This window comes from Pseudomonas quasicaspiana, assembly GCF_021147825.1.
GTDB lineage: Bacteria > Pseudomonadota > Gammaproteobacteria > Pseudomonadales > Pseudomonadaceae > Aquipseudomonas > Aquipseudomonas quasicaspiana.
In genome coordinates this window covers 38,208-56,282 of sequence record NZ_JAGTPI010000026.1, presented here as the reverse complement: position 1 = coordinate 56,282, position 18,075 = coordinate 38,208, and the positions used below count along the sequence as shown (strand labels likewise).

The window sequence follows — 18,075 nt, the reverse complement described above, 5'->3', positions numbered from 1 at the left end:
GTCAGGACTCGTCCGTAAACTCCATTCGGCCTCACCCAAAACATTTCTATGCGACGCGGGCCTCTGCGTTTGCACACTTTCAAGGACTCACGGATGAATCCTCAAACTGCCTCACCGAAAAAAAATACCCGCTATATCAACCATCTGATGCATCGCGCTAAAACCGGTAGCAGAAACACAGACGCATTTTTCTCCAGTAAACACCGGCCACGACTGGACAGTACCGTTGCCCTTAGTCTGCTGAACCGTTTGGCCCGCACGCACGCTGCGCCTCACTTCATAATGGAAATGGCGACGATTTTCGGCGTGGACATCCACCCCAGAGTTTATCTGGAACTGCAAAAGGCCCTGATCGCAGAAACCATCCCCCTGCCTCGCTACGAGGTCGTCTCGTCTGGAACCTATCCGGCTGATTACAACAACCGCGACCGGACTATCAGGATTCATGTGGCGGCAATGCAGCACATCGTCAAGCACCCCGACGCCACCTGGGAGCTACTGGCCGTGTTGCTTCATGAATTCGGCCACCACATTGACGAAGTAATCCGCCGGGACCTTGCCCCCCGTCACGCGGCAGACACACCGCCCCTGCACCCGGATTCCGCCGGAGAGGAAGGCGCCCGCTTTGCGTTGCACATGGCAGGGAACGGGCTGCAGGACGAAGACGATCTGATCCTTGGCCTCTACGTGGATGGGGATAAAACCGAACACGTCATCAAAATCAACTACACCTTGGGCATGCGAGCGGTACGGGAAAGGCAGAGCGACATCGTTCGACTGGACGGCGAAACGATGGACCCCGACCGAGAAGCATTTGAAGCAGATGGCAGCGGCAACGGCCTTTTCAGCCACGAACGAATCGAAGCAGGCCTGGAGGCGATCGGCTTTGCCAAAGAAGACCTGCAAGCCATGTATTTCGGTAACTGGCTTCGGGATCACGCGCAATTACTGGATCCCAAGGTTGTCCGGGGTAAAAATCAAAAGAAGGACTTTCCCGCTGTCATGTCGCGCGAAGCACTGACAGCGGTGGTCGATGTGATGGCCGCCAGAAAATTTCACGAGTTAAGGGCCAAAGACAGTTCCAGCTACAAAGTGACCGAGCAGAAGCTGGGGGTCTACCGTCCGAGCCATCACATTGACAACCCGAGAGTCGAAAATCCCACCCCGGCGGATCTCGCTGAACGCGATCCGGAGTTCGAAGCCTGGGTGCTGGAAGATGATCCGCTGCTGGAAGTGGCTAAAGACTCGTCGATGAAGTCCTACATACATCGCTCGGCCGCGAAGATGTGCATAGAGCTATTCGCCGCCATGAAAGAGGGTTACACCCCGGAAGGTTTACGCAAGCTGGGCGGAGCACTGCATATACTTGAAGACTTTTTTGCTCACTCCAATTTTGTTGAATTGAACCTCATTGCCCTGAATCACAAAAACGTCTTGCCCTGGACAGGCCCGGCCGACTGCAAGCACAAACTCCCCGTAGTAACCGGCACATTTGGAGGCACTGACATAATCGCCAGCCTGGCAGGCCCCATCGCCAAACTGCTGGCTCCGGACTCAATATGGGATTTCAACCCGACCAGGCCCGGCGCTCGCTCCGACTCGGAACGGATGCTGTTGATCCTGCTCAGCGAACATGAGGAGGCGTGGCTGCTGGAGACGTTTCAAGACTTCCTTGCCACCCGTGACAAGGCCAGCGCCATTCCCGGCTTCAAGCTGTTTGAGCTCTATAACTGGGTCATTTCCAGCCCGTTACGTTTAGCGGGCAACGCCTACAACACGATCTTTCAGGGAATGCTGCAAATCATCGGCAACAGTATTGACGATATACAGACCCATACCGGGGCCGATCCCCATCAAACTGGATCTACAGATCCCACGCACTCCCAGTTATCCAAAGATCATGCCGATCATCCGCTGCACAAACTGGCGGCGAGCTGCGCGTCGAGCGCTATCAGGGAAGTGGCGGGCGCCATGCTCAACTACTGGAGATTTGGCTCGGGTATCAGGCCGACAGATATCGCATTCAGCTATTTTGTACACCCGGAAGACACCTACCTGCTGGACGATATCTTCCTTGACTGGGCGAGCAAAAACCCCGAGCAGATCAAACGCGCCAGCTCTTTAACCGAGCTCTCACGACTGCATCAGGAACTGCTGGAAGTCACTCACAAACGATTCCAGGCGTTTGCGAAAGAAAGCCTCGACGTGTGGGACTATCTGAAGAAACTCGGTGGCGCCATCGGGCTCAAAGATGTAGCTGACATAAAGCAGCGTCAAAACCTCAAGACGACGGGCAGCAAAGAGGTTTAGACAAAGCGCATCGATCGAGCGGATTCAGGAACGGCGACATACCCCTTGTGAGCGACCCGACAGTGCGACATCCTGCGCTGTCCAACTGCCTGATGAGCGTCAGGCAGCCACTGCCGCAGTCGCGAGGGTTCCATGGGAAAAAACGTATTCAAACCACTGCTCCTGACCACCGCCCTTCTGGCCTGCATGCCCATGGCTCAGGCAGCCAGCACGCTGGTGTACTGCTCCGAAGCCAGCCCGGCAGGTTTTGATCCAAGCCAGTACACCAGCGGAACAGATTTCGATGCCTCGGCTGAAACGGTATTCAACCGCCTGACGCAGTTCAAGCGCGGCGGTACCGAAGTAGAGCCTGGGCTGGCCACAAAATGGGATGTTTCAAGCGACGGCTTGACGTACACCTTCCACCTGCGCCCAGGCGTGAAGTTTCATACCACTGATTACTTCACGCCGACCCGGGACTTCAATGCAGACGATGTGCTGTTCACGTTCCAGCGACTGCTGGACGCCAACCATCCGTTTCGCAAGGCATACCCTTCGGAGTCTCCGTACTTCACTGACATGGGCATGAACACCACGATCAAGAGTGTCGAAAAAGTCGACGACCAGACCGTGAAATTCAACCTGAACAATGTCGACGCGGCGTTCGTGCAGAACCTGGCCATGAGCTTTGCCTCTATCCAGTCGGACGAATACGCGAATCAGTTGCTCAAGCAGGGCAAAGCCGAAGAGCTCAATCAGAAGCCGATCGGCACCGGACCGTTCGTGTTCAAGCGCTACCAGAAAGACGCGCAGATTCGTTACGACGCGAACACGGCGTACTGGAAACCCGAGGATGTGAAGCTCGATCACCTGATCTTTTCCATCAACAGCGATGCGGCTGTGAGAATGCAGAAGCTCAAGGCGGGTGAGTGTCAGGTCAGCGGCTATCCGCGGCCGCAAGACATCGAACTGATGCAGAAAGACCCGAATATCAAAGTAATCAGCCAGCCCGGATTCAACCTCGGCTTCCTGGCCTATAACGTAACGCATCCACCACTGGATCAGCTCAAGGTACGCCAGGCGCTGGACATGGCCATCGATAAACCGGCGATCATCAAAGCGGTTTACCAAAGCGCCGGGCAACTGGCCCAGAACGCTATTCCTCCAGGCCAGTGGAGCTATGACCCGAGCATCAAGGACGCACCGCACGACCCGGTAAAGGCCAAACAGTTGCTCAAGGAAGCAGGTGTTGCACCGGGTACCCAGATCAACCTGTGGGCCATGACCGTGCAACGCGCTTCCAATCCGAACGCCCGCATGTCAGCGCAGATGATTCAGGCCGACTGGGCCAAGGTTGGCATCAAGGCCAACATCGTCAGTTACGAATGGGGCGAGTACATCAAGCGCGCCAAGGCCGGTGAGCACGACGCGATGATCTATGGCTGGACCGGCGACAATGGCGATCCCGACAACTGGCTTGGCGTGCTGTACAGCTGCGCAGCGGTGAAAGGCAGCAACTACGCAAAATGGTGTGATCCTGTCTACGACAAGCTTGTCCAGAAAGCCAAGCTGACCACGGATCGCGACGAGCGCATCAAGCTTTACCAGCAGGCACAGCAGATCCTCAAAGCGCAGGTGCCGATCACTCCGATTGCTAACTCCAAGGTCTTCCAGCCGGTGCGCAAGGAAGTCCAGGACTTCAAGCTAAGCCCCTTCGGCCTCACGCCTTTTTACGGTGTAAGCCTGACCAAATAAACGAACCATTAGAAAAATTGGTAACACTGCCGCGCCAATCGAGTGCATTCAACACAAATGACTGCTCGCGATTGGTGCGCAAAACCTTTCCAGATACGACGCGCAAACGATCAAATGCGTCAAAAATTACACTGATGCGACATTCCTGTACGCTCGTGCCACTCTTTGATACTTCTCTGACACCAACGTCTTGCTTTGGGTATGGCCCCTGCATAAGTATCGGCAAGATCGGCTCACAAGGTCAGATCCTCAAAATTAAAAATGACAACAACTGAGGCCATCATGCTCAAACACGCGGTCATTCCGTTTCTACTCAGTGCAGGCTTGATCACTGCAGCTCCTTTCGCTCAAGCGGCATCGAACCTCGTGTTCTGCTCCGAAGGCAGCCCGGCCGGTTTCGACCCAGGCCAATACACCACTGGCACCGATTTCGATGCATCGTCCGAAACCGTTTTCAACCGACTGACCCAGTTCGAACGTGGCGGTACCGCTGTAGTACCAGGCCTGGCGACCAGCTGGGACGTTTCCCCGGATGGCCTGACTTACACCTTCCACCTGCGTGAAGGCGTCAAGTTCCACACGACGCCGTATTTCAAGCCGACCCGTGAATTCAATGCCGATGACGTGTTGTTCACGTTCAATCGCATGATCGACAAGGACATGCCATTCCGTAAGGCTTATCCGACCGAGTTCCCTTACTTCACCGATATGGCGATGGACACCAACATCACCAAAGTGGAGAAGGTTGACCCTCACACCGTGAAATTCACCTTGGCCACGGTTGACGCTGCGTTCATTCAGAACCTAGCCATGCCGTTCCCATCGATTCAGTCCGCTGAATACGCCGACAAGCTGCTCAAGGAAGGCAAACCCGAACTGATCAACCAGCAGCCAATCGGCACTGGCCCGTTCGTGTTCAAGAGCTACCAGAAAGATTCCAACATCCGTTACACCGGCAACAAGGATTACTGGAAGCCTGAAGACGTCAAAGTCGATAACCTGATCTTCGCCATCACCACCGATGCTTCGGTGCGGATGCAAAAGCTCAAGAAAAATGAATGCCAGATCACCGCCTACCCACGCCCTGCCGACCTTGCTCCACTCAAGGCTGACAAGGACCTGAAGATGCCGGATCAGGCAGGCTTCAACCTGGGTTACATCGCCTACAACACGATGGACAAGATCAAGGGTAGCGATCAGCCAAACCCTCTGGCCATCAAGGAAGTTCGTCAGGCGCTGGACATGGCCGTGAACAAGCAAGGCATCATTGATGCGGTGTATCAGGGCGCAGGCCAACTGGCCGTTAACGCCATGCCGCCAACCCAGTGGTCCTACGACACCACCATCAAAGACGCACCGTTCGACGTTGAAAAAGCCAAGGCTCTGCTCAAGCAGGCCGGCATCAAGGAAGGCACCGAAATCACCCTGTGGGCGATGCCGGTTCAGCGTCCTTACAACCCGAACGCCAAGTTGATGGCCGAGATGCTTCAGTCTGACTGGAAGAAAATCGGCATCAACGTCAAGATCGTCAGCTACGAATGGGGCGAGTACATCAAGCGCGCCAAAGCGGGCGAGAACGGCGCCATGCTGATTGGCTGGAGCGGCGACAACGGTGACCCGGACAACTGGCTCGGCACCCTGTTTGGCTGTGATGCCCTTGAGGGTAACAACTTTGCCAAATGGTGCGACAAGCCGTTCGATACCTTGATCCACCAGGCCAAGGAAACAACGGATCAGGCCAAGCGCACTGAGCTGTATAAGCAGGCACAACACCTCCTCAAAGACGCCGTTCCGATGACGCCTATCGCGCACTCAACGGTTTACCAACCGATGCGCACTAGCGTTCAGGACTTCAAGATCAGCCCGTTTGGTCTGAACTCGTTCTACGGAGTTAGCGTTACCGGCAAGTAAGGGTCAAATAACTGCGCTGTACTACAGCGCAGTTATTTCCTTTTGTCGGATATATAAGGTTTCGTATTTCCCTGTAGGAGCTGCCGAAGGCTGCGAATTGCGGTGCGTCAGATATAACGCCCTCGCAGCCTTCGGCAGCGCCTACAGAGGAATTAGCTAACTACATACAGAAGTTTCCTACGCACTTTTAGGCATCCGGTACTACATACAGTCTTGCCCGACGGACATACCTTCGTGTGCGTGGAGCAAGCTATTTCATTTTGTTACCGATCGGTCACTAAGGCTTCCTGCTTGCAGGCAGTGCTTTGCCTGGCACTTGTTGGGCACTTACTACTCATTTCAAGGATAAGGATCATCATGCGTAAAACCATTGCCATGTCGTCGTTGTTCAGCCTTGGCTTGCTGGCACTGACGCCTGCTGCACAGGCCGCCAGCAATCTGGTGTTTTGCTCGGAAGGAAGCCCGGCCGGTTTCGATATTGCCCAATACACAGCAGGCACCGACAACGATGCCGCTGAACCGATCTACAACCGCCTTACCGAATTCGAACAAGGCAGCACCGCCGTTATTCCGGCACTTGCAACCAAGTGGGATGTTTCCGAAGACGGCCTGATCTACACGTTCCATCTGCGCGAAGGCGTTAAATTCCACACCACGCCTTACTTCAAGCCAACGCGTGAATTCAACGCCGATGACGTGCTGTTCACGTTCAACCGCATGCTCAAGCAGGACCACCCGTTTCGTGTCGCTTACCCGACCGAATTTCCGTACTTCAACGGCATGGGCCTGAATAAGAACATCAAGTCAGTGGAGAAAACCGGTCCGTTGACCGTGGTATTTACCCTGAACAAAGTCGATGCCGCATTCATTCAAAACGTTGCGATGAACTTCGCTTCGATTCTGTCCGCTGAGTACGCAGACCAGTTGATGAAATCCGGCAACCTGCACGACATCAACCAGAAGCCAATCGGCACTGGCGCCTTTGTTTTCCAGCGTTATCAGAAAGACTCGCAGATTCGCTACAAGGGCAACAAAGACTTCTGGGACCCGAGCCGCGTCAAAATCGATAACCTGATTTTCGCCATCAATACCGATGCTTCGGTACGGATGCAGAAACTCAAGGCCAACGAGTGTCAGGTCTCGCTCAACCCACGCCCTGCCGACCTTCAGAAACTCAAGGAAGACAAAGACCTCAAGGTGATTGAACAGGCTGGCTTCAACCTGGGCTACATCTCCTACAACGTACGCCATGAGCCATTGGGCAAACTGGAAGTCCGTCAGGCGCTGGACATGGCCGTCAACAAACAAGCCATCATCAACGCTGTGTATCAGGGCGCCGGTCAACTGGCCGTCAACGCCATGCCGCCGACCCAATGGTCTTACGACGACACCATCAAGGACACGCCGTACAACCCGGAAAAAGCCAAAGAGATGCTGCGCGCAGCGGGCATCAAAGAAGGCACCGAACTGACCCTGTGGGCGATGCCGGTTCAACGCCCCTATAACCCCAACGCCAAGCTGATGGCTGAAATGCTGCAGTCCGACTGGGCCAAGGTAGGCATCAAGGTCAAGATCGTCAGCTACGAGTGGGGGGAATACCTCAAGCGCACCAAGAACGGCGAGCACGATATCTCGCTGATTGGCTGGACAGGTGACAATGGGGACCCGGACAACTGGTTGGGCACGCTTTATAGCTGTGCGGCTATTGGCGGTAACAACTACTCGATGTGGTGTGACGAGAAATACGACGCACTGGTCAAGGCCGCAGTTGCGACTTCCGACCGCGCCCAGCGTACTGACCTCTACAAACAGGCCCAGCAGTACCTGAAACAGCAAGTACCTATCACGCCAATCGCGCACTCCACGGTTAATCAGCCGCTGCGTAAAGAAGTGCAGGGTTTCAAAGTCAGCCCGTTCGGGCGTAATACTTTCACCAACGTAAGCGTCGCCGACTAAGCCAGATAAAACAGGTAACTCGCTGCCCTTGACCAAGGGCGGCGAGTATCACCGTTCCAGAAATTCGTTTTGTTAGCAGATGTATCAAAAAAGAACGGGGCAAAAAAAGCCTCACACCACCAGAGCCAGACCAAAAAAACTGGCAACTATAAAGTAGTAAAGGGAGCTTCAATCGTGAGAAAAGTCAGTACCGCAGCAGTCGCTTTTTCCATTGCTTCTCTGAGCGCAATGGCACAGGCAGAACCGGTCAGCCAGGCATTCGTGCCAACCCAGTTGAGTTCCAAAAGCGCGCAAGGCGAAGCCGGGGGCTTCATCGAAGATTCACACCTGACCGGTACGACTCGTAACTGGTATGCCAACGAACTGCTGCGCCGCGGTGGTACTTTCGGCTACAACGATCACGGCGTTGATAAAACGACCTCGCGTCGCATCAACTGGCAACAAGGCACCATCATCAACTACACCTCTGGTTTCACTCAGGGCGTTGTTGGCTTCTCCACCGAACTGGCGCTGTACAACGCCATTGCGCTAGACCGCGACACTGACGACTTCGCTGGTAAATCCAACCGGACTCTGGCTGACAGCGATGGCGATGCCGTCGGTCAGTGGAGCAAGATGGGTCTAGGCAACGTCAAGGCTCGCATCTCCAACACCACACTGACCATGGGTCGCCAGTCGGTGAACACCCCGGTTATTGCCTTCATCGGCAACCGTGCACTGCCCTCCAGCTTCCAGGGTGTTGCCGTGCAAAGCGACGAGCTCAACAACCTGTCTTTCCAGGCCGGTAGCTTCGACCGTGTGTCGCCACGTATGGAACAAAGCCTGGACAAGTTCCGCTCTGAGTACGGTGATCGCAGCCAGACCGCTGATCGTCTCGATATGTTCGGTGCCGACTACAAGCCGTTCGAAAGCCTGACTACCAGCTTCTACGCCTCCAACCTCGAAGACTTCTGGCACCAGTACTATGTCGGCTTCACCCATGAAATGGGCGACACCGACGTAGTGGGCCTGAGCACCAACCTGAACTACTACAAAACCAAAGATTCGGGCCAGCGCAAACAGGGCCCGATCGACAACGATACCTACAGCCTTTCCTTCACCGGTACGCACAAGGCTCACAGCCTGAGCGTCGCCTATCAGGAAGTCGCCGGTAACGAATACTTCGATTACGCCCACGACACCAACGCGATCTTCCTGGCCAACTCCCTGCTCTCGGACTTCAACGGCCCGAACGAGAAGTCACTGCAGGTTGCTTATGTACTGAACATGGCCGAATACGGCGTGCCCGGCCTGAAATTCAACATCTACCAGGCCCGCGGCTGGGGCATCGACGGTACTCACTACAAAGGCAATACATACGGTGGTATCGACGCAAGCGGCGCTGCGACCGGCGTTCGGGCAATGGACGGCGAAACCCACTACGAGTACGGCATCGGCACTTCATACGCTGTACAGTCCGGCCCACTCAAGGCCACAGCGATCCGCGCGACCTACACCACGCACCGCGCCAGCGAAAATCAGTCTGATGGCAGCATCAACGAATTCCGTCTGGTAACCACCATTCCATTCAACATCCTGTAACTCGCACCATGACTGATCCGGCGCGGGGGCCAACACCGCGCCGGATCAGTCGCACAGGCGTTACATCAACGGAGGGTTCACATTGAAACTGTTATCGCTACGCAACTCGATCGCCCTGGCTCTGTTCAGCGCGGCGCTGAGCGTCTCCGCCAAGCCCCTGGTGGTTTGCACCGAAGCCAGCCCGGAAGGCTTCGATATCGTTCAATACACCACCGCGGTCACGGCTGATGCCACGGCAGAAACCTTCCTCGACAAACTGGTCGCCTTCAAGCCCGGTACCACCGAGACTGAACCCAACCTGGCCGAAAGCTGGGACGTCAGCGACGACGGTCTGACGTACACGTTCCACCTGCGTAAAGGCGTCAAGTTCCAGACCACCGATTACTTCAAACCAAGCCGCGAGATGAACGCCGACGACGTTCTTTGGAGCTTTCAGCGTCAGCTGGACCCGAAGCACGCGTGGCACGACAAATCTCTGACCGGCTATCCGTATTTCGAAAGCATGGGCTTCAATGACCTGCTTAAAAGCATCGAAAAAGTCGACGACCATACCGTCAAGTTCACCTTGACGCGTCCCGAGTCGCCGTTCCTGCGTGACCTGGCCATGCCGTTCACGTCGATCTACTCCGCAGAGTATGCCGATCAACTGCTCAAGGCCGGTAAAACCGCTGAACTGAACAGCAAACCCATCGGCACAGGCCCGTTCATCCTGACTCGCTATGCCAAGGACGCCCAAGTTCGCTATAAAGCCAACCCGGATTACTGGAAGGGTGCAGTGCCCAGCGAAACATTGATTTTTGCGATCACGCTGGACAGCAATGTGCGCCTGCAAAAGCTCAAGGCCAACGAGTGTCAGGTCGCGCTTTATCCAAAACCGGACGACATCGCAACCATCAAGGCAGACCCCAAGCTCAAGATTGAAGAGATGGAAGCCATGATGACCAGCTACATCGCCATCAACACTTCGCACAAGTACTTGAGCGATGTGCGTGTGCGGGAAGCGATCAACCTGGCGTTCGACAAAAAGGCTTATATAAAGGCGCTGTTCGGCGAAGGCAAAGCGACTGAAGGGGTAAACCCGTATCCGCCAACGCTGCTCGGCTACGCTCAAGACATCAAGAACCCCGCACACGATCAGGAAAAAGCCCGGGCACTGCTTAAAGAAGCAGGCGTTCCGGAAGGTCAGGAGTTCAGCCTGTTCCTGCGTAACGGCGGTGCAGTAACTAACCCGAACCCGGCGCTGGGTGCGCAAATGCTGCAAGCGGACCTGGCCAAAATCGGTTTGAAGTTGAACCTGCGCGTCATGGAATGGGGCGAGATGCTTAAACGGGCCAAGGCCGGTGAGCACGACATGGTGTTTGCAGGCTGGGCTGGCGACAATGGCGACCCGGATAACTTCCTTACACCTAACCTGAGTTGCGAAGCAGCGAAGAATGGTGAAAATTACGCCCGCTGGTGTAACAAGGCGTTTGAAGACGCAATCTCCAAGGCCCGTGAAAAGACCGATCCCGCTGAACGGGCTGCGCTTTATGAACAAGCTCAGCAAATATTTGCCAAAGACGTACCTTGGCTGAGTCTTGCTTATCCAAAACTGTTTACTGCAATGCGTAGCAACGTCGAAGGCTATCAAATTAGCCCGCTGACCAATAACAACTTCGCCACTACCAGGGTGAAGTAGAAAAATAATCCGGCGGGCTCTAACCAGGGCCCCGTCGGAGTACGCCTAACCGGCCGATGAGGAACACACCACGATGTTTAGTTTTATCGCCCGCCGAGTGGGGTTGTTAATACCCACGTTTTTCGGCATCACTTTACTGACCTTTGCCCTGATCCGCCTGATTCCGGGCGATCCGGTTGAAGTCATGATGGGTGAACGCCGGGTCGATCCGGAAATGCACGCTCAGGCCATGGAACGTCTGGGGCTGAACAAACCTTTATATGCGCAATACCTGGATTACGTCGGCAAGCTCGCCCAGGGCGACCTTGGCGAATCGTTGCGCACGCGAACCAGTGTGTGGACCGAATTCACCGCACTGTTCCCTGCAACTCTGGAGCTGTCGATTGCGGCGCTGATCTTTGCGGGCATTCTCGGACTGCTGGCCGGTGTCATCGCGGCGCTCAAACGGGGCTCGTTATTCGATCACGGGGTGATGGGCATTTCCCTGGCGGGCTATTCGATGCCGATCTTCTGGTGGGGCCTGATCCTCATCATGTTCTTCTCGGTCACGCTGGGCTGGACGCCGGTCTCCGGCCGTATCGACCTGCTGTATGACATCCCGCCAAAAACCGGCTTCATGCTGATCGACACCTTGCTCAGCGATGAAGAAGGCGCTTTCCTCGACGCCCTGCATCACCTGATTCTGCCTGCCATCGTGCTCGGCACTATTCCGCTTGCAGTGATCGCGCGGATGACCCGTTCGTCGATGCTGGAAGTGCTGCGTGAAGACTACGTGCGGACCGCTCGCGCCAAAGGCCTGTCGCCTGCCCGCGTGGTGTTCGTTCATGGCCTGCGTAACGCGCTGATCCCGGTATTGACCGTGTTCGGCCTGCAAGTCGGCGCCCTGCTCGCCGGAGCGGTACTGACCGAAACGATCTTCTCCTGGCCGGGCATCGGCAAGTGGCTGATCGAGGCCATCGGTGCGCGTGACTACCCTGTGGTGCAAAACGGCATTCTGCTGATCGCCTGCCTGGTGATCCTGGTCAACTTCGTGGTGGACATCCTCTACGGTTTTGCCAACCCACGCATCCGTCACCAGCGCTGAGATCATTACCTATGAGCACACCTACTCCTTCGGTAGCAGTCGATCAAAGCCTGCTTTACCCCTCGCCGTACAAAGAATTCTGGCAAGCCTTTGCGAAAAACAAAGGTGCAGTTGCCGGTCTGATGTTCATGACCCTGATCGTGTTCTGCGCACTGTTCGCCCCATGGGTTGCGCCGCACGACCCGACCCACCAATACCGCGACTTCCTGCTAACCCCACCGTCCTGGCTCGAAGGCGGCCAATGGCAATTCCTGCTGGGCACCGACGAACTGGGCCGTGACCTGCTCTCGCGCCTGATCGAAGGTTCACAACTGTCGCTGCTGATCGGTTTGTCGTCTGTCGTCATGTCGTTGATTCCGGGCATCCTCCTGGGCCTGATCGCCGGGTTCTTCCCACGCATTCTCGGCCCGTTGATCATGCGCCTGATGGACATCATGCTCGCCCTGCCTTCGCTGCTGCTGGCAGTGGCCATTGTCGCAATCCTCGGCCCTGGCCTGATGAACACCGTGATTGCTATCGCCGTCGTTTCGCTGCCTGCGTATGTGCGTCTGACCCGCGCGGCGGTCATGGGCGAACTGAACCGTGATTACGTGACGGCTGCGCGTCTGGCGGGCGCTACCCTGCCGCGCCTGATGTTCATCACCGTGCTGCCTAACTGCATGGCGCCGCTGATCGTTCAGGCCACCCTGAGTTTCTCCTCGGCAATCCTCGACGCCGCGGCGCTGGGCTTCCTCGGTCTGGGCGTACAACCGCCAACGCCTGAATGGGGCACCATGCTCGCTTCTGCGCGGGACTACATCGAACGCGCCTGGTGGGTAGTGAGCCTGCCTGGCTTGACCATTTTGCTCAGCGTGCTGGCAATCAACCTGATGGGCGACGGGCTGCGCGATGCGCTGGACCCGAAACTCAAAAATGCCGCCTGAGGAGATTCGCATGTCACTTTTGGAAATCAAGAATCTCAGCGTCCGCTTCGGCGACACCAGCGCCGTGCCGGTTGTCGATGGCCTGTCGTTGAGCGTCGAGAAAGGCGAAGTCATGGCTATCGTCGGCGAGTCGGGTTCGGGTAAATCCGTGACCATGATGGCGTTGATGGGCCTGATCGATCACCCAGGCGTGATCACCGCCGACTCGCTGAACTTTGACGGTCACGAGTTGCTCAAGCTCAGCTCGCGTCAACGTCGCAAAATCATCGGTAAAGACATGGCGATGGTCTTCCAGGACCCAATGACCGCGCTGAACCCGAGTTACACCGTTGGCTTCCAGATCGAAGAAGTTCTGCGTCAGCACTTGAACCTGTCCGGCAAAGCGGCGCGTCAACGTGCCCTAGAATTGCTCCAGAAAGTTGAAATCCCGGGTGCGGCCTCGCGTCTGAATGCCTATCCGCATCAATTGTCGGGTGGCATGAGCCAGCGCGTGGCGATTGCCATGGCGATTGCTGGCGAACCGAAGCTGCTGATCGCGGACGAACCGACCACTGCACTGGACGTGACGATTCAGGCGCAGATCATGGACCTGCTGCTAAGCCTGCAAAAAGAGCAGGACATGGCACTGGTACTGATTACTCACGACCTGGCGGTTGTGGCTGAAACTGCCCAGCGCGTCTGTGTGATGTACGCAGGCCAGGCCGTTGAAGTGGGTCAGGTACCCGGCTTGTTCGACGTGCCAGCACACCCGTACAGCGAAGCACTGCTGGCGGCGATTCCGGAGCACAGCATGGGCGCCGAACGTCTGGCGACCCTGCCAGGCATGGTTCCGGGCCGTTATGACCGCCCTCAGGGCTGCCTGCTTTCACCGCGCTGCCCTTACGTGCAGGAAAACTGCCGCACCCAGCGCCCGGGCCTTGACCCGAAAGCCCACAGCCTGGCGCGTTGCTTCTATCCCTTGAATCAGGAGGTGGCGTAATGAGCGTCGTTCTTACCGCCCGCGACCTTACCCGTCACTACGAAGTCTCCCGTGGCCTGTTTAAGGGCCACGCGTTGGTGCGCGCCCTGAACGGCGTGTCGTTCGAACTGGAAGCCGGTAAAACCCTGGCTGTGGTTGGCGAGTCCGGCTGTGGCAAGTCGACCCTGGCCCGCGCCTTGACCCTGATTGAAGAGCCCTCTTCCGGTTCGCTGAAAATCGCCGGTCAGGAAGTCACCGGTGCCAGCAAGGAACAACGCAAACAACTGCGCAAAGACGTGCAGATGGTTTTCCAGAGCCCGTATGCGTCGCTCAATCCCCGGCAGAAAATTGGTGATCAGCTCGGCGAACCGTTGCTGATCAATACCAGTCTGTCCGCCAAGGAGCGTCGCGAGAAAGTGCAGGCGATGATGGCTCAGGTCGGTTTGCGTCCTGAACACTATCAGCGTTATCCGCACATGTTCTCCGGTGGTCAGCGTCAGCGTATCGCCCTGGCACGCGCCATGATGCTGCAACCGAAAGTGCTGGTGGCAGACGAACCGACTTCCGCGCTGGACGTATCGATTCAGGCACAGGTGCTGAACCTGTTCATGGACCTGCAGCAGGAATTCAACACGGCTTACGTGTTCATCTCCCACAACCTGTCGGTGGTGCGTCATGTCGCTGACACGGTGTTGGTGATGTATCTGGGTCGTCCGGCGGAAATGGGTCCCAAGGAGGAGATCTACAACCGTCCGCTGCACCCGTACACCCAGGCTTTGCTGTCGGCGACTCCGACGATTCATCCGGACCCGCTGAAGCCGAAGATCAAGATCGTCGGCGAGCTGCCTAACCCGCTCGACCCGCCAAGCGGCTGCGCCTTCCACAAGCGTTGCCCGTACGCGACCGAGCGCTGCTCTACCGAAGAACCGGCCCTGCGTCTGGTCGACAACCGCCAGGTTGCCTGCCATTACGCTGAGCAGTTTGTGGCGGCGTAAATTCAAAGGTTGATGATAGACCTGTAGGAGCCGAGCTTGCTCGCGATGAACGATTACGCGGTGTGGCTTATGGCTGCGTCTCATGCATCGCGGGCAAGCCCGGCTCCCACAGTCACTATCTGAGTCCACGCAGAACCTGTGGGAGCTGAGCTTGCTCGCGATGAACGATGACGCGGTGTGGCTACTGCCTGCGTCTCATGCATCGCGGGCAAGCCCGGCTCCCACAGGTCCTCACTCCGGCCATAAATCTCTAATAAACATCCCTTCGATACCGTCCTTCCTCGATCAACTCTCCCACCGCCTGCTCACCCAGGATTTTGATCAACGCCGCGTCCACTCCCGCCGCCATGCCTTCCAGGCTGCCGCAGATGTAAATAGAGGCACCGTCGGCGAGCCACGCTTTTAACTCGCCAGCGGCCTGAAGCATGCGATCCTGCACATAAATCTTCTCAGCCTGATCACGAGAAAACGCCAGATCCAGCCGCGCCAGTTGCCCTGCTTCCAGCCACGACTGTAATTCGTACCCACAAAGAAAGTCATAGGCCTGATTCCGCTCGCCAAACAACAACCAATTGCGCAACTGCCCCTGCGCGATGCGCGCCTTGAGCAAGCTGCGCAATCCGGCCAGCCCGGTGCCATTACCTAACAGGATCAAAGGACGTGAATCATCCGGCAGGTGGAAGCTACTGTTACGTCTAAACCTCAAACTGACCACTTCATTAAGCTCAACATGCTCCGTCAGCCAACCGGAGCCCAACCCGAGACTGCCATCGGGATGCAGTTCCTGACGCACGATCAATTCCAGCACACCATCCTCGGCGATAGACGCGATGGAGTACTCACGCGGGGCCAACGGCACCAGCGCATCAATCAATGCCTGAGCATGCAGCCCGACAAGATGTGCCCGATGATGAGGCAGTTGGCGACTGGCCAATGCCACTTCGATGGGTTCTTCCAGCCCGCCGATATTCACGTGTGTGCTCACCGCAATACCCAGCCCGGCGAGGAAATCTTCCACGGCTCGCGGGCTGTTGCGTGGCATCACCTCAACCAGATCGCCGGCCTCCCACGTGATCGACGGCGGAGGTGTCAGGCGGAGCAGAAACACTTTCGAACCGCTGCTACCTGGGTTGAGCCATTCGCGCCGTGACAGCGTCCAGTTGTCATAAGTCGGAGCCTGCCAGAGCGCAGCCGATGTATTGCCAGTGAGCTGCGCCAACTGGTGCTGCCAATGCTGCAAGGCCAGTGGGTCTGCGCTGTCCACTTCCACGGACGCGAACAACGACTGGCCGCCCCGCTCTCTCAGCCAGTCCTGCAAGCGATGGGCAAACGCACAGAAATGTTGATACTGCCGATCGCCAAGCCCCAGCACGGCGAAACTGAGTTTATCCAGTGATAGCTCTGCGCCGAGTAGCTTGCGCTCGAAAGCCCGGGCGCTGTCCGGCGCTTCACCGTCGCCGAACGTGCTGACCACAAACAGCGCGTTACGGCTTTGGCACAAATCCTGTTCGGTGACATCAGCCAGGCGCTGAACATTCACCGGCATCCCGGCCGCCTGTAATTGCCCGGCAGTCTGCCAGGCCAACTGTTCGGCAAACCCGCTCTGGCTGGCAAAACCGATCAGCCATGCAGGCCCTTCAATATTACTGGCGACTCCTGCACGGGCATTGCGCACATCACGCTTCTTGCGCCGACGGTCGAGATACAGCAGCCAGCCCGTGATAAAGAACAGCGGCATCATCAGTGATGCGACGGTCATGATGATGCGCCCGGGCATGCCGAAATAACTGCCCACATGCAGGCTGTAATTGCTGACAAGCAACTGCGCACCGAAGCTTTTTTCGCTGTAACGGGACACCGCACTGACGTTGCCTGTCGCAGGATCGAGGGTGATCTGGTTGAGCGCCCGCGGATGTGGCGAATCCTTGAGCAGGTAGAAAATCGTTGCGGGCTGACCGGCCGCGTTAGGCAAACGGATATTGTATGAAGCCAATCCTGGACCTGCCGCCGACTGAATGCTGCTCCAGATAGCGACATAATCCGCCTTGGGGGCTGGCTCGTTTTTACCTGCCGGACGCATGCCACCGCCCCGCCGCTGCTCGCCGATGGGCGCATCGCCGAGCAAGGCGTGCATGCCATTACTGAACCAGTCGTAAGACCAGTTCAAACCGGTGATGGCGAACAGCATATAAAACAGCAGGCACCAGGTGCCAAATACCGAATGCAGGTCCCAGTTGAAGCTGCGTCCCTTTTTGGCCCAGTCCATGGTCAGCCAGATACGCCAGTTCAGAGCCTTGCGCGGCCAGCGCAGATAGAGCCCGGACAGACAGAAAAAAATCAGAATCAGCGTGCAGGCAGCCGTGACCTGCTTGCCGTATTCCCCCATGGCCAGAAAGCGATGCAGCTTCAACACGAAATCAAAAAAACCGGCACCAGCGGCGTCGCCAGTGACTTCGCCGGTGTATGGATTGAAGTTGCGCATCGGCCCACGCCGCTCGCCGGGGGCCGGGGTGAAATAAACCTGTGCAGCTTTGTCGCCGACGGTCTGTACGCGCAGGATGGCCACCGTCAGCCCCGTTTCGGCTTCCAGTTTGCGAACCAGCTCCACCGGTGGCAATGGGGTACCACGCGCCTCAATAATCAGAGCATCCGGGTTGATCCATTCAAGAATCTCATCCTCGAACGAATAAAGAGCGCCGGTTATGCCCATCAACGCCAGCACCAACCCGGCCGTGATGCCGAAGAACCAGTGGACTTGAAACAGAATCTTCTTCAGCACCCTTACGACCTCATGGACCCGCAATGCGGCGCATTATGCGCCTAAAAGGGATGAATTCTCATCTGTATCTGGTTCCTGAAGACGCAAGGGCGATTGTATTCACCCGCTGCCGCGCTGCAGAAGACACATCGTGTAGGAGACAACGTGTAGACAAGGTGACCGTTGA

11 protein-coding genes are annotated in these 18,075 nt (G+C 56.7%); 10 read left to right on the top strand and 1 reads right to left on the bottom strand.

From position 1 onward, the window contains the following. The first annotated feature begins 93 nt into the window (after positions 1-93). From KDX30_RS16315 to KDX30_RS16270, 10 genes are all read left to right on the top strand, one after another. On the top strand, positions 94-2,310 hold the full coding sequence (locus KDX30_RS16315) for an HET-C-related protein (RefSeq protein WP_231676921.1): 2,217 nt from the start codon (positions 94-96) through the stop codon (positions 2,308-2,310). A gap of 132 nt (positions 2,311-2,442) precedes the next feature. Then, entirely contained in the window at positions 2,443-4,044 is a 1,602-nt protein-coding gene (locus KDX30_RS16310) for an ABC transporter substrate-binding protein (RefSeq protein WP_231676920.1), read from the top strand. A gap of 282 nt (positions 4,045-4,326) precedes the next feature. Beyond that, on the top strand, positions 4,327-5,955 hold the full coding sequence (locus KDX30_RS16305) for an ABC transporter substrate-binding protein (RefSeq protein ID WP_231676919.1): 1,629 nt from the start codon (positions 4,327-4,329) through the stop codon (positions 5,953-5,955). Between the two features lie 357 nt (positions 5,956-6,312). Further along, positions 6,313-7,911 (top strand): ABC transporter substrate-binding protein, encoded by a 1,599-nt coding sequence (locus KDX30_RS16300; protein ID WP_231676918.1) that lies wholly within the window; start codon positions 6,313-6,315, stop codon positions 7,909-7,911. 174 nt (positions 7,912-8,085) lie between these two features. After that, entirely contained in the window at positions 8,086-9,492 is a 1,407-nt protein-coding gene (locus tag KDX30_RS16295) for an OprD family porin (RefSeq protein ID WP_231676917.1), read from the top strand. Between the two features lie 82 nt (positions 9,493-9,574). Then, the gene (locus KDX30_RS16290) at positions 9,575-11,170 is read left to right on the top strand and encodes an ABC transporter substrate-binding protein (RefSeq protein WP_231676916.1); all 1,596 of its coding nucleotides are present in this window, start codon (positions 9,575-9,577) and stop codon (positions 11,168-11,170) included. Between the two features lie 73 nt (positions 11,171-11,243). Next, on the top strand, positions 11,244-12,254 hold the full coding sequence (locus KDX30_RS16285; protein ID WP_027901137.1) for an ABC transporter permease subunit: 1,011 nt from the start codon (positions 11,244-11,246) through the stop codon (positions 12,252-12,254). Between the two features lie 11 nt (positions 12,255-12,265). Continuing rightward, positions 12,266-13,177 carry an ABC transporter permease subunit gene (locus KDX30_RS16280; protein ID WP_122395561.1) on the top strand — a complete coding sequence of 304 codons (912 nt, stop codon included), beginning with the start codon at positions 12,266-12,268 and terminating at the stop codon, positions 13,175-13,177. Positions 13,178-13,187: 10 nt separating this feature from the next. Continuing rightward, a complete protein-coding gene (locus KDX30_RS16275; RefSeq protein WP_122805348.1) occupies positions 13,188-14,156 on the top strand; it encodes an ABC transporter ATP-binding protein in 969 nt (322 codons plus the stop codon). After that, positions 14,156-15,130 (top strand): peptide ABC transporter ATP-binding protein, encoded by a 975-nt coding sequence (locus KDX30_RS16270; RefSeq protein WP_027901140.1) that lies wholly within the window; start codon positions 14,156-14,158, stop codon positions 15,128-15,130. Before KDX30_RS16275 ends, KDX30_RS16270 begins: the two co-directional genes overlap by 1 nt. Before the next feature lie 250 nt (positions 15,131-15,380). Here KDX30_RS16270 and KDX30_RS16265 read toward each other — a convergent pair whose 3' ends face one another. Further along, the gene (locus tag KDX30_RS16265; protein ID WP_231676931.1) at positions 15,381-17,906 is read right to left on the bottom strand and encodes a PepSY domain-containing protein; all 2,526 of its coding nucleotides are present in this window, start codon (positions 17,904-17,906) and stop codon (positions 15,381-15,383) included. Between the last annotated feature and the right edge of the window lie 169 nt (positions 17,907-18,075).

Excerpts from the sequence above, each read along its gene's own strand:
- KDX30_RS16275 (WP_122805348.1), top strand. The coding sequence starts at position 13,188 with ATGTCACTTTTGGAAATCAAGAATCTCAGCGTCCGCTTCGGCGACACC.
- KDX30_RS16280 (WP_122395561.1), top strand. The coding sequence starts at position 12,266 with ATGAGCACACCTACTCCTTCGGTAGCAGTCGATCAAAGCCTGCTTTAC.
- KDX30_RS16285 (WP_027901137.1), top strand. The coding sequence starts at position 11,244 with ATGTTTAGTTTTATCGCCCGCCGAGTGGGGTTGTTAATACCCACGTTT.
- KDX30_RS16310 (WP_231676920.1), top strand. The coding sequence starts at position 2,443 with ATGGGAAAAAACGTATTCAAACCACTGCTCCTGACCACCGCCCTTCTG.
- KDX30_RS16305 (WP_231676919.1), top strand. The coding sequence starts at position 4,327 with ATGCTCAAACACGCGGTCATTCCGTTTCTACTCAGTGCAGGCTTGATC.
- KDX30_RS16300 (WP_231676918.1), top strand. The coding sequence starts at position 6,313 with ATGCGTAAAACCATTGCCATGTCGTCGTTGTTCAGCCTTGGCTTGCTG.
- KDX30_RS16270 (WP_027901140.1), top strand. The coding sequence starts at position 14,156 with ATGAGCGTCGTTCTTACCGCCCGCGACCTTACCCGTCACTACGAAGTC.
- KDX30_RS16315 (WP_231676921.1), top strand. The coding sequence starts at position 94 with ATGAATCCTCAAACTGCCTCACCGAAAAAAAATACCCGCTATATCAAC.